Origin of the sequence: Pseudomonas delhiensis (genome assembly GCF_900187975.1) — a bacterium.
Lineage (GTDB): Bacteria > Pseudomonadota > Gammaproteobacteria > Pseudomonadales > Pseudomonadaceae > Pseudomonas > Pseudomonas delhiensis.
Genome location: NZ_FZPC01000048.1, coordinates 1 through 13,658 on the forward strand (window position 1 = coordinate 1; position 13,658 = coordinate 13,658).

The following is a 13,658-nucleotide window of genomic DNA, read 5'->3' on the forward strand; positions in this document are numbered from 1 at the left end:
GGGGCCGCGGGCTTCCTCCAGGCTGACCTGCACGCCGAACTCGGCGAAGGCCTCGACGAAGATCTGCGTCGGCGCGAAGGAGCCGAAGTCGACCACGGTTCCGGCCCAGTCCAGAACGGCGGCTTGCAGTTGCTTGGGTTGTTCGTAGTTCATCGCTTCCATCCTGTTGTCGGGCGCAGGCCGGGCCTGCGCCGGGAAAGGGTTCAGATCTCGAAGACTTCCATCTCGCGCAGGCTCTCGGCGATGGCGGCGACCGCCTCGCGCATGCCCTGGGCGTCGACCTGGCCGATGCAGCCGACGCGGAAGGTTTCCACCTGGGTCAGCTTGCCCGGGTAGAGGATGTAGCCCTTCTCGCGCACCCGGTTGTAGAACTCGGTGAAGTTGTAGCGGGCATCGCGCGGGGCGTGGAAGGTGACGATGATCGGCGCCTGGATGGCCGCCGGCAGGAAGCTGCGCAAACCGAGCCTGGCCATCTCGTCCAGCAGAGTCTGACAGTTGTCCGCGTAACGCTTGTGACGGGCCGCCAGGCCACCCTCCTCCTCGTACTGCGTCAGCGCCTCGTGCAGCGCGGCGACCACGTGGGTGGGCGGGGTGAAGCGCCACTGGCCGGTCTTGGCCATGTAGGCGTGCTGGTCCTGCAGGTCCATGGCCAGGGAGTGGCAGTTGCCGGCGCTGGCCGCCAGCGAGGCGTTGCGGGCGAACACGAAGCCCATGCCGGGCACGCCTTCCAGGCACTTGCCGGAGGCGGCGATGAGGGCGTCGAAGGGCACCTTGCGGGCGTCGATGTCCAGCGCGCCGAAGGAACTCATGGCGTCGATGATCAGGCGCTTGCCGTGGGCCTCGACGACCTTGGCGATGGCCTCCAGCGGGTTGAGGATGCCGGTGCTGGTCTCGCAGTGGATCAGCGCCACGTGGGTCACGGCCGGGTCGGCGGCGAGCAGGCGGTCGACGTCCTCGGCGGTGGTGGGCACGTCTTCCTCGGTCTCGAAGGTGGTGAACTGGCGGCCGATCACCTGGCAGATCTTCGCCAGGCGCTTGCCGTAGGCGCCGTTGATCAGCACCAGCACCTTGCCGTCGCGCGGCACCAGGGTGCCCACCGCGGCCTCGACGGAGAAGGTGCCGCTGCCCTGCAGCGGCACGCAGGTGTGGCTGCCTTCGCCGTGGATGATGGCCAGCAGGCGGGAACAGACGCTGGCGGTCAGGGCGTTGAAGTCGTTGTCCCAGGAGCCCCAGTCGACCAGCATCGCGCGGCGGGTCCGCGGGGAGGTGGTCAGGGGGCCGGGGGTCAGCAGGATGGGCGCGCGCTCGGCAGTGCTCATGCTCGGTTCCTCTTCAGGGGAAAACCTGTGCGGGGTGAGGTTCTTGTCACGGCCCGTCGAGCGGGCCTGGGCATACGTTGCCAAGCGGCGAGTTATCGCTCAAATTGTTTGTCATGATCCCAGGCATAAGTCGGACCTATACCCATGAACCTGTTCCAGCTCCGCGCCTTCGACGCCGTCGCCCGCGAAGGCAGCTTCACCCGCGCCGCCGAGCGCCTGTTCATCAGCCAGCCGGCGGTGACCGGGCACGTCAAGGCGCTGGAGGAGCACTACCAGGTCAACCTGTTCCGGCGCACCGCCCGCGCCGTCGAGCTGACCGAGGAAGGCCGCCGCCTGGCGGCCATCAGCCGTACCCTGTTCGCCCTGGAGGAAGAAGCCGAGACGCTGCTGGACGCCAACCGCAAGCTGCTCAGCGGGCGCCTGGAGGTGGCGGCCGACGGCCCGCACCTGGTCATGCCCCTGCTCGCCCGCCTGCGCGCGCGCTACCCGGGCATCACCGTCAACCTGCGCCTGGGCAATGCCCACGAGACGCTGAGCGCCCTGCTCAGCGAGCACGTGGACGTCGCCGTGGTGACCGAGGTGGACGAGCGCCCCGGGCTGTACCTGCGCGAGCTGGTGGAATCGCACCTGTGCGCCCTGCTGCCGGCGGAGCACCCCTGGTGCGGGCGCGGCGAGGGCGTGCCGCTGGCGGAGCTGGATGGGCAGATCATGGTGCTGCGCGAGCCGGACTCCATCACCCGGCGCACCTTCGACCGCGCCTGTGGCGCCCTGCGGATACAACCGCGGGTGCTGATGGAGCTGAGCAGCCGCGAGGCGGTCACCGAGGCGGTGGCGGCGGAGCTGGGCATCGGCATCGTCTCCTCGCTGGAAGTGAGCCGCGACCCGCGGGTGCGCGCCGTGCCCCTGGTCGGCGAAGGCCTGGTGAACCGCCATTCCATCGGCTGCCTGGAACGGCGCCGCGGGTTGCGGGTGGTGAGCGCGTTCCTGGAGTTGGCGGAGGATGGCGTGGCCTGACCCGCCGTTGCCAACCACGGACAGAGTCCGCGGTTCCAGGAAGCACGATCGTAGGAGCGGGCCCTGCCCGCGATTCGCGCGCAGGGCGCGCTCCTACAGGGGAATGACATGGCTCGGCCTGCGTAGGAGCGGACTCCGTCCGCGATTGAACGTCCAGGCCGCGCCGGCCTACCCGGTGGCCCCCGCCTGATCCTCCCGCACCACATCGAGGAAGGTCGCCACTATCCGCCGCGAACTCTGCTCGCGCAGGCACACCAATGTCTCGCTCATGCGCCTTTCGCAATCGACGATCGGCAACGCGTGCACGCGGCTGTCGGCGCCGAATTCGGCGGCCGACACCACGCCCAGGCCGATGCCCGCCACCACGGCCTCGCGGGCGGCCTCGCGGCCTTCCACCTCGATGGCCGGGCGGATGCGCAGGCCGGCGCGGTGCATTTCCTCCTCGAGGGTCTGGCGCGTCACCGAGCCCTGCTCGCGCAGCACCAGCGGCGTGTCGTCCAGGTCCGCCAGGCGGATGGACTCGCGCTGCGCCCAGGGGTGGCCGCTGGCGACGAAGGCGACGATGGGGTCGCTGCGCAGGGTCACCGACAGCAGGCGTTCGTCCTCCACCGCGCGGCCCAGCAGCGCCAGGTCGGCCCGGTAGTTGAACAGCGATTGCAACGACTCGTCGGTGTTGCCGCTCTCGATGCGCACGTGGATGCCCGGGTAGCGCTGGCAGAAGCGCGCCACCTGCGGCAGCAGGTGCACCGCGGCGTCCACCGCCAGGGTCAGGTTGCCGGTCTGCAGGGCACTGGAGGCCGCCAGCAGCTCGTGGGCCTCGGCCTCGATGACGAAAAGCCGCTGGGTCACCGCCAGCAGGCGCTCGCCCAGGTCGGTCAGGCGCACCGAGCGCTTGTTGCGGTGGAACAGCAGCACCCCGTAGCGCTCCTCCAGCTTGCGCACCTGGTCGGAAACCGCCGGCTGGGTGAGGAACAGGCGCTCGGCGGCGCGGGTGAAGCTGCCGGTCAGGGCCACGGCGTGGAAGGCCTTCAGTTGCGCGTGGGAAACCTGCATGGGCCTGGCTCCGCGGGGATCGGGAAGCCGCCACTCTGTCACCGGGCTGCGTGACTTACAAGTCAGGCTTATTTTTAAAATTTGATAAATCGATTTTATTTATTTATCCGAAGTTGCTTCCATTCGTTTCACCGCGCGCCCCAGGCCCACGGCAACCTCACCCGCATTGGCTCTGACCCGTCACCTCCGGAAAGGGACGGCCCGCTCATATAACAACAACAAGTTTTTCCCTGACTGCCGGCACTCCTACAACAACGAGGTCAGATCAGATGAGCAACCCCACCGGTACCGCAGCCCGCGCGGGCAAAGGTTCCATGCAACGCTGGCGCGTGCAGATCTTCGCGATCACCTGGCTCGCCTACGCCGCCTTCTACTTCACCCGCAAGGCCTTCTCCGTGGCCAAGCTCGGCATCGCCGAGGACACGAGTTTCGAACTGGACAAGGCGATGATGGCCGACATGGACGCCATCTACCTGGCCGCCTACGCCGTGGGCCAGTTCACCTGGGGCGTCTTCGCCGACCGCTTCGGCCCCCGCGTGGTGGTGTTCGGCGGCCTGCTGATCTCCACCCTCGCCGCCCTGGTCATGGGCACCTTCGCCACCGTGCCGATCTTCGCCAGTTGCATGGTCATCCAGGGCCTGGCGCAGTCCACCGGCTGGTCCGGCCTGTGCAAGAACATGGGCAGCTTCTTCGCCGCCCACGAGCGCGGCCGCATCCTCGGCCTGTGGAGCACCTGCTACGCCTTCGGCGGCCTGGTCGCCTCGCCCTTCGCCGGCTGGTGGGCCTACAGCGTGTTCGGCACCTGGCACGCGGCCTTCTATTCGTCCGCCGCGGTGGTCGGCGGCGTCGCCCTGCTGTTCCTGCTGCTGCAGCGCAACCGCCCGCAGGACGTCGGCCTGCCGCCGATCGAGGAAGACGAGCCACAGGCCGTGCACTACGCCGGCTTCCACGAGCAGGGCAGGAACCCCGGCTTCTGGGAGACACTGGGCGCCGTGCTGCGCAACCGCACCGTGATGACCCTCGGCCTGGCCTACTTCCTGCTCAAGCCGGCGCGCTACGCCATCCTGCTGTGGGGCCCGGTGATCGTCTACGAGCGCATGCCGGCCCTGGGCAAGGTGGGCGCCGCGGTGCTGCCGACCTCCTTCGAGATCGCCGGGCTGCTCGGCCCCATCCTCATCGGCCTGGCCTCGGACAAGCTGTTCGGCGCGCGGCGCATGCCCGCCTGCGTCATCAGCCTGATCGGCCTGACCGCGTGCCTGGCGCTGTTCGTCCCGGCCATGCAGACCGGCAGCGCCCTGCTGGTGTTCGCCCTGCTGTTCATGATGGGCCTGACCCTCTACGGCCCGGACTCGATGATCAGCGGCGCCGCCGCCATCGACTTCGGCACCGGCAAGGCCGCCGGCACCGCGGCCGGCTTCGTCAACGGCTGCGGCTCGGTGGGCGCCATCCTCGGCGGCCTGCTGCCCGGTTACTTCGACACCTACAGCGTGTTCATCGGCTTCACCATCACCGCGCTGATCTCCGCCGCCATCCTGCTGCCGCACTGGAACAGCCTGCCCGAAGGCGCGCGCAAGAGCGCCCCGGCCACCCCCAACCGGCCCCTGCGGGTACGCCCGGCGCGCACCTGAAGCCCGGGGCACAGGGACGTGCCCAGCCCACGACACCAGACGCACGCCGGCCGCCCCGGCGCGGCGAACCCTGCCCGAAACCCGACACGGAGCTTCCCCATGCGCCCCTTCTGGCTCGACCAGGCCCTGCAGCACGACAGCGACAGGGCCGCCCCGCTGCAACAGGACACCCGCGCCGACGTGTGCATCGTCGGCGGCGGCTACACCGGCCTGTGGACCGCCATCCAGCTCAAGGAACAGAACCCCGGGCTCGACGTGGTGATCGTCGAAGCCGACATCTGCGGCGCCGGCGCCAGCGGGCGCAACGGCGGCTGCGCGCTGTCCTGGTCGGCGAAGTTCTTCACCCTGGAGCGGCTGTTCGGGCTGGCCGAGGCGATCCGCCTGGTGCAGGCGTCCGAGCGCAGCATCCACGCCATCGGCGAGTTCTGCGAGAAGTACGGGGTGGATGCCGACTACCGCCTGGACGGCACCCTCTACACCGCGACCAACGCCGCCCAGGTCGGCGCCACCGACGGGGTGATAGCCGCGCTGGAAAAGCACGGCATCAACTCCTTCAGCAAGCGCCCGCTGGAGGACGTGCGGCGCATGGCCGGCTCGGACAGGCACCTGGAAGGCTGGTTCTCCCCCGCCGCCGCCAGCGTGCAGCCGGGCAAGCTGGTGCGCGGCCTGCGCCGGGTGGCGCTGCAGCTGGGCGTGCGGCTGTACGAGGGCACGCCCATGACCGGCCTGGAGGAAGGCCGCCCGGCCAGCGTGCACACGCCCCACGGCAAGGTGGCGGCGGACCGCGTGGTGCTGGCGATCAACGCCTGGATGGCGCGGGCCTTCCCGCAGTTCGAGCGCACCGTGGCCATCGTCTCCAGCGACATGATCATCACCGAGCCGCGCCCGCAGCTGCTGCAGCGCATCGGCCTGACCTCGGGGGTGACGGTGCTCGACTCGCGCATCTTCGTGCACTACTACCACAACACCCCGGACGGCCGGATCATGCTCGGCAAGGGCGGCAACACCTTCGCCTACGGCGGGCGCATGCTGCCGGTGTTCGACCAGCCCTCGCCCTACCTGGAATTGCTGCGGCGCAGCCTCGGCGAGTTCTTCCCGGCCTTCGCCGAGGTGCCCATCGCGGCGAGCTGGAACGGCCCCTCCGACCGCTCGGTGACCGGCCTGCCGTTCTTCGGCCGGCTCGACGCCGACGGCAACATCTTCTATGGCTTCGGCTACTCCGGCAGCGGCGTCGGCCCCTGCCACATGGGCGGGCAGCTCCTCGCCTCGCTGGTGCTGGGCCTGGACAACGAATGGACGCGCTCGCCGCTGGCCCAGGGCCCGCTCGGCCACTTCCCGCCCGAGCCGGTGCGCTACCTGGGCTCGCTGATGGTGCGCAACGCCATCCGCCGCAAGGAACAGGCCGAGGACCACGGCCGCCGCCCGCGGCGCCTGGACGTGCGCCTGGCGAAGTTCGCCGCGGCCGCCGGCAAGGCCGACAAGGCCTGAGCCCTCCCTCCCCCTTTTCCCTCACAAGCCGGCTGAGGGACGAGCGAGGCCGTGCCCGCGGCCTCGCTCTTTTTTTCTGCACGGCCCGGCTTGTGCCGGCCACCCCTCGCGAACAATAATAATTCTCATCCGAAAACGACTTGCATGGACGTCGCGTGAGCCTTTCCCACCTCGACACCGTGTTCCTCGCCCAGCGCACCCCGCTCCTGCGCACCCTGGCGAGAATGGTGAAGAACCCCAGCATTGCCGAAGAACTGGTCCAGGAGACCTACCTGCGGGTGGCCCGCACCCTGCGCGAACGCCCGGTGGAACACCTGGAGCCGTTCCTCTTCCAGACCGGCCGCAACCTCGCCCTGGACCACCTGCGCCACCTGCGCATGCAGGCCCGCACCCTGCTCGACGACGTGCCCCAGGAGGTGCTCCAGGCGGTGCCCTCCAGCCAGAGCTCGGCGGAGGACGGGCTGCACGCCGAGCAGTTGCTGGAGCGCCTGGGCTCGGCCCTGGAACGCCTCACCCCGCGCCAGCAGCGCATCTTCATCCTCAGCCGGCTGCACGGCTGCGGCTACGCGGAAATCGCCGAGCAGCTGGGGGTGTCGCCCAGTACGGTGCAGAAGGAACTCAAGCTCATCATGGCCATCTGCATCGACGTGCTCGGGCGCCTGGAGGCCCCGGCATGACGGGCTACCCATCGGCCCGCGGCTGGCCCACAATGTGCGTCCCCGATTCGAGGAACGCCGCGTGACCGCCCCGGACCCGCACCTGGCCGAAGCGCTGGACTGGCTGATCCAGCTGGAAGACGCCGACGCCGCCACCCGCGCGCGCTTCGACGCCTGGCTGGCCGCGCACCCGGCCAACGCCCGCGCCTTCCGGCACGCCAGCAGCCTGTGGGACTCGCCGCTGCTCGGCCTGGCCGCTACCGGCCTGGAGGCCCAGGCGCAACACCGCGCCCGCCACGGCAAGCGCCGGCGCTGGCGCTCCTTCGCCGCCGCCGCGGCCCTGCTGCTGGCCGTGGGCGTGGCCCTGCAGGGCGACCTGCTGACGCACATCCGCGCCGACCACTACACCGCCGTCGGCCAGCGCCAGAGCCTGCAGCTGGCCGACGGTTCGCGCATCCTGCTGAACACCGACACCGCGCTGTCCAGCCACCTCGACGAGCAGCGCCGCAGTGCCCGGCTGTACCGCGGCGAGGCCTACTTCGACGTGGCCCACGACCGCAGCCGCCCCTTCGAGGTGGACGCCGGCCCCGTGCAGGTCAGCGTGCGCGGCACCGCCTTCGCCGTGCGCTACCTGGGCGACGAGGCGGAAGTCAGCGTGCAGCACGGCGAGGTGGACCTGCGCAGCGCCGGCGACGACACCCGCGTCAGCCTCGGCGCCGGCGACAGCATCCGCGTCGGCCCCGGCGGCTTCGGCGAGCGCCGCCACAACGGCGAGAGTCAGCGCCTGCTGGCCTGGGTGCAGGGCCGCCTGGTGTTCGAGAACTGCCCGCTGGGCCAGGTGCTGGCCGAGCTGCGGCGCTACTACCCGGGCTGGATCGTCAACGCCGACGAGCGCCTGAAGGACGTCAGCATCACCGCCAACTACCGCCTGGACGACCCGCTGGGGGCCATGCGCTCGCTGGCCCAGATCACCTCGTCGCACCTGCGCGAGTACCCGCGCCTGCTGATCCTCAACTAAGGCGCGCCGGCTACCGCGGGCGGCGTGTGGCAGCCCTTGCAGGAACGCACCGGGCCGGCCTGCTGGAACGCCTGCAGGCGCTTCAGGTGGCAGCCTTCGCAGAACTGGTGGAACTCGTGCTCGATGTTCACCGCCAGCTGCGGCGACTCCTTGTGGCAGAGCACGCAGGTGCGGCTGCCGCTGGGCGAGGCCGAGGTCGACCTGTCGACGAAGTCGTGATGGCAGGTGACGCAGTTGATGCTGCCGTGGTTGGTGTGGTCGAAGTTCATCGGCAGCAGCGGGTGCTGGCGCACCAGGTGGTCGTGGCCATGCCGCGCGCCGATGACGAAGGCCGCCAGCAGCGGGATGGCCAACAGCAGGTACCCGCGCTTCATAGCAGCGGCAGGTCCACGCTGCCGAGCAGCGCGTAGAGCCCGGCCAGGGCCAGGCCGGCGCAGAGCACGGCAACGCTCAGGCGGCTGGCCAGGTAGGCGCTGTGCCGCCGGCGCCCGCCCTCGGCGTAGTGCGGCGTGGGCCGCGGCAGCAGCGGCCAGGCCAGCGCGGCGAGGCTCAGCGCGCCCCAGAGCGCGGCCTTCCAGGTGGCGCCGCTGTAGTAGCCGGCGCCGATCATGTGTACCGCGGCCAGGGCGACTATGGCCGCGCTCCAGCCGTAGTGCCAGCGGCGGAAATCGACGTGCCTGCGCCAGATGCGCCGGCGCACGGCGGTCAGGCTCACCGGCAGGATCAGCAGCAGGAGCAGGGTCGCGCCGTCGGCGGCGAGCATGTGCCAGGGCGCGCCGGGCAGCAGTTCGTCGAGCACCAGCGGCTCCTCCACCAGCAGCACCGCCACGTGGACGGCCAGCAGCACGGCGGCGGCGAACGACAGGTCGCGGTGCAGCACCATGAAGAACTTGCCGTCGTATCGCGGCCGGGCCATCGGCTTGCCGGTATAGGCGAACAGCAACAGGAACAGCGCCCCGGCGACGAAGCCGGCGACGTTGGCGAAATCCCAGGCCGGGTGCACGCCGGGCATGGCCTGGAACAGGAAGATGGCGGCGAACGGCAGCAGGCAGGCCAGCGCCACGCGCAGGATCAGTGCGAACATGCGGTCAGCCTCCTCTGCGGCCTCGCCCGGGAAAAGCGGCGCAGCGTGCCGCCGCGCGGCACGCTGCGCAAGCCGGCATCAGTGGGCGATGCACACCGACTTGATCTCGGTGTAGGCCTCGACCACCGCGCGGCCGAACTCGCGGCCCATGCCGGACTGCTTGACGCCGCCGAAGGGCATGCTCGGGTCCAGCAGCACGTGGGCATTGACCCAGACGGTGCCGGACTCGATGCGCGGCACCAGGTTCATCGCGCGGGTCAGGTCGTTGGTCCACAGGCTGGCGCCCAGGCCGTACTCGCTGTCGTTGGCCATCTCGATGGCCTCGTCCTCGGTCTTGAACGAAAGCACCGCCAGCACCGGACCGAAGACTTCATTGTGGGCCACGGCCATGTCCTGGGTGACGTCGGCCAGCACGGTGGGGCGGACGAAGTAGCCGTCGCAGTCCATCGGCTCGCCGCCGCAGACCACGCGGGCGCCTTCGCGGCGGGCGGTCTCGATGTGCTTGAGCACCGAGGCCTGCTGCTTGCGCGAGACCAGCGGGGTGATCTGCGAAGTATCGTCCATGCCCTGGCCGATGCTCATGCCGGCGACCACCGCGCCGAGCTTGTCGACGAACTCGGCATAGCGCGACTCGTGCACGTAGAAGCGCGAGGCCGCGGCGCACACCTGGCCGCTGTTGAGCAGGCCGCCCAGCAGCGCGCCCTGCACGGCCTTGTCGATGTCGGCGTCGGCCAGGATGATCATCGGGTTCTTGCCGCCCAGCTCCAGGGCGAAGCGCGTCATGTTCTGCATGGCCGCGATGCCGACGCTGCGGCCCACCGCGGTGGAGCCGGTGAACGAGACCTTGCTGACCAGCTTGTGCGCGGCCAGGCCGCCGCCGATGCGCGCGCCGTCACCGGTCACCAGGTTGAACACGCCGGCCGGCACGCCCGCCTCGAAGGCCAGCTCGGCCAGGCGCAGGGCGGTCAGCGGGGTTTCCGAGGCGGGCTTGATGACCACGGTGTTGCCGGTGGCCAGGGCCGGCATCAGCTTCCACACGGCGATCATCAGCGGGAAGTTCCAGGGCACGATGCCGGCGACCACGCCCACCGGCTCGCGGCGGGTGAAGGCGGTGAACTTCGTCCCCGGCGGCAGCGGGATGGAGACGTCCAGCGACTGGCCCTCGATCTTGGTCGCCCAGCCGGCCATGTAGCGCATGAACTCGACCGTGGCGCCCACGTCGAGCATGCGCGTCAGGTTGATCGACTTGCCCTGGCTCAGGGTTTCCAGCTGGGCCAGTTCCTCGGCGTGCTGCTCCACCAGGTCGGCGAAGCGCAGCAGGATGCGCTCGCGGTCGGCCGGGCGCAGGTCGGACCAGACGCGCGCCTTGAAGGCGGCATGGGCGGACTTCACGGCGCGGTCGAGCATGTCCGTGTCGATATCGGCGATCCGCGCGATGACCTCGCCGGTGGCCGGGTTGAGCACGTCGCTGGTGGGGCCGTCGTAGGCCACCCAGGCGCCGTCGATGAAGCAGCCGTGGCGGCGCTGGAGGAACTCGGCGACCTGCGGCAGGGTTGCGGTGATGCTCATGGTGACTCCTGTTCTTGCGGCCCGCGGGCCAGGCAGGGAACCGCTCGCCGGGAGCGGCCGGGAAAGGTCAGTGCTGCTGGCTGAGCCACAGGCTCAGGGCCTTGCGCTCGTCGGCGTCGGCCAGGCCCTGGTACGGCATGTAGGTGCCCGGCACGGCGGCCTGGGGCTGGGTGACGAAGGCTTCGAGGCTCTCGCGGCTCCAGGCCGCGCCCTTGTCCTTCATCGCCTGGGAATAGCTGAAGCCGGCCAGGGAGCCGGCGTTGCGGCCGATCACCCCATGCAGGTTGGGCCCCATGATGTTGGCGCCGCCGGCATTGGCGGTGTGGCAAACCGAGCAGTCGCGCTCGAAAACGGCCTGGCCCCTGGCGGCCAGGTCATCGGCCAGGGCCAGGCCGGACTGCGCGGCGCCTGCGGCCAGCAGCAGGCCGCAGAGGCCGGTCTTGATTCGGGTTTTCACGGTGAAAAGCATGCAATGGCACTCTCGATCGATTCTCGTCGGCCGCGTCTATGCACGGTCGGTCGAGGACGATTGTCGCCAGGGACGGGAGTGCGGGTGTTTTTCTGTGTGCCAGTCGTGTTGGTGGGGGTGCCAATAAGGCGGCTGCAAGCGGCAAGCTGCAGGCTGCAAGCAAGAGCGGCAAGAGCGGCAAGAGCGGATCGTGCCGGGGCGGCACGGTCGTAGGAGCGGACTCCGTCCGCGATTGGGTTCACCGGCCACGCCGGACGTCCTCGGTGACACGGCCAACGGCGGATAACCGCGAACGGTTATGCGCCCTACGCCACGCGGGGGGCTCTTAGCGCTCTTGCTTGCAGCCTGCAGCTTGCCGCTTGCAGCCCCCCTAATGCACATACCGCTTCCGATACTCCCCCGGCGAAACCCCGAAGCGCGACTTGAACGCCGTGGAGAAGTAGCTGGAGTCCGAGAACCCCCAGGCGTACCCCAGCGCCGAGAGCTTCTGCTCGCCGGCCGCGTTGCGCAGGGATTCGGCGCAGAAGTCCAGGCGGCGGTTCTTGATGTACTGCGCCACCACCAGGCCCTTCTTGGCGAACATGCGGTACAGGCCGCGCACCGACACGCCCACTTCGCGGGCGATCAGTTCCGGGCAGAGTTCCTCGGCGCCGATGTGCTCGTCGATAAAGGCCACCGCCTTGCGGAACAGCCTTTCGTGGCTGTCGCCGTCGGCTTCCGCGCAAGCCAGGGCCGGGCGCAGCAGGCTGACCAGGGCGTCGAGGGTGGCCTCGCTCTCCTGCATGCCCAGGCCGTCCTGGCGGGTGGTTTCGAGGATCAGCGTGTTGGCCAGCACCGCCACCGGCGAGGTGGCCGGGATGCGCCGCGCGCAGTCGATGCCGGAGAAGCGCAGGCCGCGCTCCAGCACCTGGCGCGGGAGGATCAGCGACAGCTGCCGCGAATCGGCCTCGTAGTTCATGTCGCAGGGGCGGTTGGCGTCGATCAGGGTGATGTCGCCGCGCCCCAGCTGGACGCGGTTGCCGTTCTGCTCCATGTGCGCGCGCCCTTCGAGCTGGAATACCGCGAAGAAGTGGCCGTTGCCGCTGGAGCTGATCTCCTTGCTGGTCCGGTACAGGCGCACCTGGGCCATGTCGACGACGCTGAGCTTGATGGCACCGCCCTGGTACTCCCTCAGCTTCCCATGGAAGGCCGGCCCCAGGGTGCGCGCGTCGAAACGCCCGCAGGCCCGGTTGACCTGGCCCAGCCATGCCTCGAAAGCCTCATCCCTGGAAATCGATGAAGGGTTCATGACCTAAAGCCTCATGCACGCATTGTTGTTATCAGCGGACGCTCAGGCCGGCGCCCGTCATGGTCCGGCCCTGGGCCGGCGGTCCCGCAGCGCCGCCTCGGTCCGACGCTTGTGAAGCATGTTTCGAGCCAACCCGGCTCAGGCCAGCCCCCCGAAGCGCCGGTAGAAGCTCTCGCCGGCATCCGGCAAGGGACCGTCGGCGGTCTCCAGGGCGCTGTTCAGCCACACCTCGGCCCTGGCGTACACCAGGCGGTAGAGGTTGCGGCACAGCTGCCGCGCCGCGCGCCCTTCCCAGTCGCCGGGGAGCAGTTCGTCCGGCAGCTGCGGGTCGCGCAGTAGCAATTTGCGATATTCGTGGATCAACAGGGTGCGCGCCAGGAAACAGTCCTGGGCATCCGGCTCGCCCTGCTCGCGCAGCGCCTGCCACAACGGGCGGAACAGGCGGATGAACTCGCTGTAGTGGCGGCCCAGCTCGTCGATCTTCCAGCTCTCGCGCACCTGCAGGCGCATGGCCTTGGAGGCCAGCACCTCCTGGGCGTGGGTCTCGAAGACGATGCTGTCGTCCAGCGCGTCCAGGTCCAGCAGGGTCGCGGTGAGGTCGGCGCGGTCGCAGCGCGGGCAGGCCAGCACGCTCGGGGCGATGGCGCCGAAGCCCTGCCATTCCAGCTCCTCGCGCACCTGCTTGCGCTTGTCCGCCGCCAGTTGCGACAGCAGCACCAGCGTCCAGGCGCCGTCCCAGGCCGGCAGGCCGGGGCTGTAGACGCGCTTGAAGGCCTTCTCGAAACGCCGCCGGCCGGTGCCGGTGAGGCTGTAGTAGCTGCGCCGGCCGACCTTCTCGGCAGTCAGCCAGCCTTCCTTGGTCAGGCGGAAGATCGAGGTGCGGATCAGCCGCTCGTTGATCCCCATGGGTTCCAGCAGGCCGATCAGGCTGCCCAGCCAGACGGTGCCGCCATGGGGTTCGATGGCGTCGCCGTAGAGGGTGATGATCAGCGAACTGGCGCGGATCGGCGTCTGTTCCTGGAAACGGGTGATCAGTTGGTTCAGCGGGGCGAGACTGCTCATGGCTCGGTCG

Annotated in this window: 13 protein-coding genes and 1 pseudogene; 5 read left to right on the plus strand and 9 right to left on the minus strand. The window is 69.8% G+C overall.

The window, feature by feature from the left end; all coding sequences use genetic code 11:
• Nucleotides 1-153: pseudogene (locus CHC02_RS28345) on the minus strand (phosphonoacetaldehyde hydrolase); the annotation flags it as partial.
• A 50-nt stretch (nt 154-203) separates the two neighbouring features.
• A complete protein-coding gene (locus CHC02_RS28350; RefSeq protein ID WP_089394714.1) occupies nt 204-1,319 on the minus strand; it encodes a 2-aminoethylphosphonate--pyruvate transaminase in 1,116 nt (371 codons plus the stop codon).
• 144 nt (nt 1,320-1,463) lie between these two features.
• On the opposite strand from CHC02_RS28350, the gene CHC02_RS28355 reads away from it, so the two are divergent.
• Nucleotides 1,464-2,333 (plus strand): LysR substrate-binding domain-containing protein, encoded by an 870-nt coding sequence (locus tag CHC02_RS28355; RefSeq protein ID WP_089394715.1) that lies wholly within the window; start codon nt 1,464-1,466, stop codon nt 2,331-2,333.
• Nucleotides 2,334-2,501: 168 nt separating this feature from the next.
• On the opposite strand, the gene CHC02_RS28360 is transcribed toward CHC02_RS28355, so the two are convergent.
• Nucleotides 2,502-3,386 carry a LysR substrate-binding domain-containing protein gene (locus CHC02_RS28360; RefSeq protein ID WP_089394716.1) on the minus strand — a complete coding sequence of 295 codons (885 nt, stop codon included), beginning with the start codon at nt 3,384-3,386 and terminating at the stop codon, nt 2,502-2,504.
• 269 nt (nt 3,387-3,655) lie between these two features.
• Between CHC02_RS28360 and CHC02_RS28365 the strand changes: the two genes are divergently transcribed.
• The 4 genes from CHC02_RS28365 to CHC02_RS28380 all read left to right on the plus strand — a co-directional run bounded on the left by CHC02_RS28365 (nt 3,656) and on the right by CHC02_RS28380 (nt 8,176).
• Nucleotides 3,656-5,014 carry an MFS transporter gene (locus CHC02_RS28365; RefSeq protein ID WP_089394717.1) on the plus strand — a complete coding sequence of 453 codons (1,359 nt, stop codon included), beginning with the start codon at nt 3,656-3,658 and terminating at the stop codon, nt 5,012-5,014.
• A gap of 99 nt (nt 5,015-5,113) precedes the next feature.
• Nucleotides 5,114-6,502 carry an FAD-dependent oxidoreductase gene (locus tag CHC02_RS28370; RefSeq protein ID WP_089394718.1) on the plus strand — a complete coding sequence of 463 codons (1,389 nt, stop codon included), beginning with the start codon at nt 5,114-5,116 and terminating at the stop codon, nt 6,500-6,502.
• A gap of 155 nt (nt 6,503-6,657) precedes the next feature.
• Nucleotides 6,658-7,179 carry an RNA polymerase sigma factor gene (locus CHC02_RS28375; RefSeq protein ID WP_089394719.1) on the plus strand — a complete coding sequence of 174 codons (522 nt, stop codon included), beginning with the start codon at nt 6,658-6,660 and terminating at the stop codon, nt 7,177-7,179.
• A 61-nt stretch (nt 7,180-7,240) separates the two neighbouring features.
• Nucleotides 7,241-8,176, plus strand: a complete 936-nt coding sequence (locus CHC02_RS28380; RefSeq protein ID WP_089394720.1) for a FecR family protein — start codon at nt 7,241-7,243, stop codon at nt 8,174-8,176.
• Here CHC02_RS28380 and CHC02_RS28385 read toward each other — a convergent pair.
• The 6 genes from CHC02_RS28385 to paaX all read right to left on the minus strand — a co-directional run bounded on the left by CHC02_RS28385 (nt 8,173) and on the right by paaX (nt 13,648).
• Complete coding sequence (locus CHC02_RS28385; protein WP_089394721.1) at nt 8,173-8,550, minus strand: cytochrome c3 family protein; 378 nt, start codon at nt 8,548-8,550, stop codon at nt 8,173-8,175. The two genes, CHC02_RS28380 and CHC02_RS28385, sit on opposite strands and share 4 nt — an antisense overlap.
• Complete coding sequence (locus tag CHC02_RS28390) at nt 8,547-9,260, minus strand: ferric reductase-like transmembrane domain-containing protein (protein ID WP_089394722.1); 714 nt, start codon at nt 9,258-9,260, stop codon at nt 8,547-8,549. Before CHC02_RS28390 ends, CHC02_RS28385 begins: the two co-directional genes overlap by 4 nt.
• A gap of 78 nt (nt 9,261-9,338) precedes the next feature.
• Complete coding sequence (locus CHC02_RS28395; protein ID WP_089394723.1) at nt 9,339-10,829, minus strand: aldehyde dehydrogenase family protein; 1,491 nt, start codon at nt 10,827-10,829, stop codon at nt 9,339-9,341.
• 67 nt (nt 10,830-10,896) lie between these two features.
• Nucleotides 10,897-11,298 carry a c-type cytochrome gene (locus tag CHC02_RS28400; protein ID WP_089394724.1) on the minus strand — a complete coding sequence of 134 codons (402 nt, stop codon included), beginning with the start codon at nt 11,296-11,298 and terminating at the stop codon, nt 10,897-10,899.
• A 370-nt stretch (nt 11,299-11,668) separates the two neighbouring features.
• Nucleotides 11,669-12,586: a transcriptional regulator FeaR gene (feaR, locus tag CHC02_RS28405; RefSeq protein ID WP_089394725.1), complete on the minus strand. Its 918-nt coding sequence runs from the start codon at nt 12,584-12,586 to the stop codon at nt 11,669-11,671.
• 138 nt (nt 12,587-12,724) lie between these two features.
• Nucleotides 12,725-13,648, minus strand: coding sequence for a phenylacetic acid degradation operon negative regulatory protein PaaX (gene paaX, locus CHC02_RS28410; protein ID WP_089394726.1), 924 nt, complete (start codon nt 13,646-13,648; stop codon nt 12,725-12,727).
• Between the last annotated feature and the right edge of the window lie 10 nt (nt 13,649-13,658).

What these genes read in the sequence shown, in the direction of transcription:
- CHC02_RS28350 (WP_089394714.1), bottom strand. Translation starts at nt 1,319, where the DNA reads ATGAGCACTGCCGAGCGCGCGCCCATCCTGCTGACCCCCGGCCCCCTG.
- CHC02_RS28355 (WP_089394715.1), top strand. Translation starts at nt 1,464, where the DNA reads ATGAACCTGTTCCAGCTCCGCGCCTTCGACGCCGTCGCCCGCGAAGGC.
- CHC02_RS28360 (WP_089394716.1), bottom strand. Translation starts at nt 3,386, where the DNA reads ATGCAGGTTTCCCACGCGCAACTGAAGGCCTTCCACGCCGTGGCCCTG.
- CHC02_RS28365 (WP_089394717.1), top strand. Translation starts at nt 3,656, where the DNA reads ATGAGCAACCCCACCGGTACCGCAGCCCGCGCGGGCAAAGGTTCCATG.
- CHC02_RS28370 (WP_089394718.1), top strand. Translation starts at nt 5,114, where the DNA reads ATGCGCCCCTTCTGGCTCGACCAGGCCCTGCAGCACGACAGCGACAGG.
- CHC02_RS28385 (WP_089394721.1), bottom strand. Translation starts at nt 8,550, where the DNA reads ATGAAGCGCGGGTACCTGCTGTTGGCCATCCCGCTGCTGGCGGCCTTC.
- CHC02_RS28390 (WP_089394722.1), bottom strand. Translation starts at nt 9,260, where the DNA reads ATGTTCGCACTGATCCTGCGCGTGGCGCTGGCCTGCCTGCTGCCGTTC.
- CHC02_RS28395 (WP_089394723.1), bottom strand. Translation starts at nt 10,829, where the DNA reads ATGAGCATCACCGCAACCCTGCCGCAGGTCGCCGAGTTCCTCCAGCGC.
- CHC02_RS28400 (WP_089394724.1), bottom strand. Translation starts at nt 11,298, where the DNA reads ATGCTTTTCACCGTGAAAACCCGAATCAAGACCGGCCTCTGCGGCCTG.
- feaR (WP_089394725.1), bottom strand. Translation starts at nt 12,586, where the DNA reads ATGAACCCTTCATCGATTTCCAGGGATGAGGCTTTCGAGGCATGGCTG.
- paaX (WP_089394726.1), bottom strand. Translation starts at nt 13,648, where the DNA reads ATGAGCAGTCTCGCCCCGCTGAACCAACTGATCACCCGTTTCCAGGAA.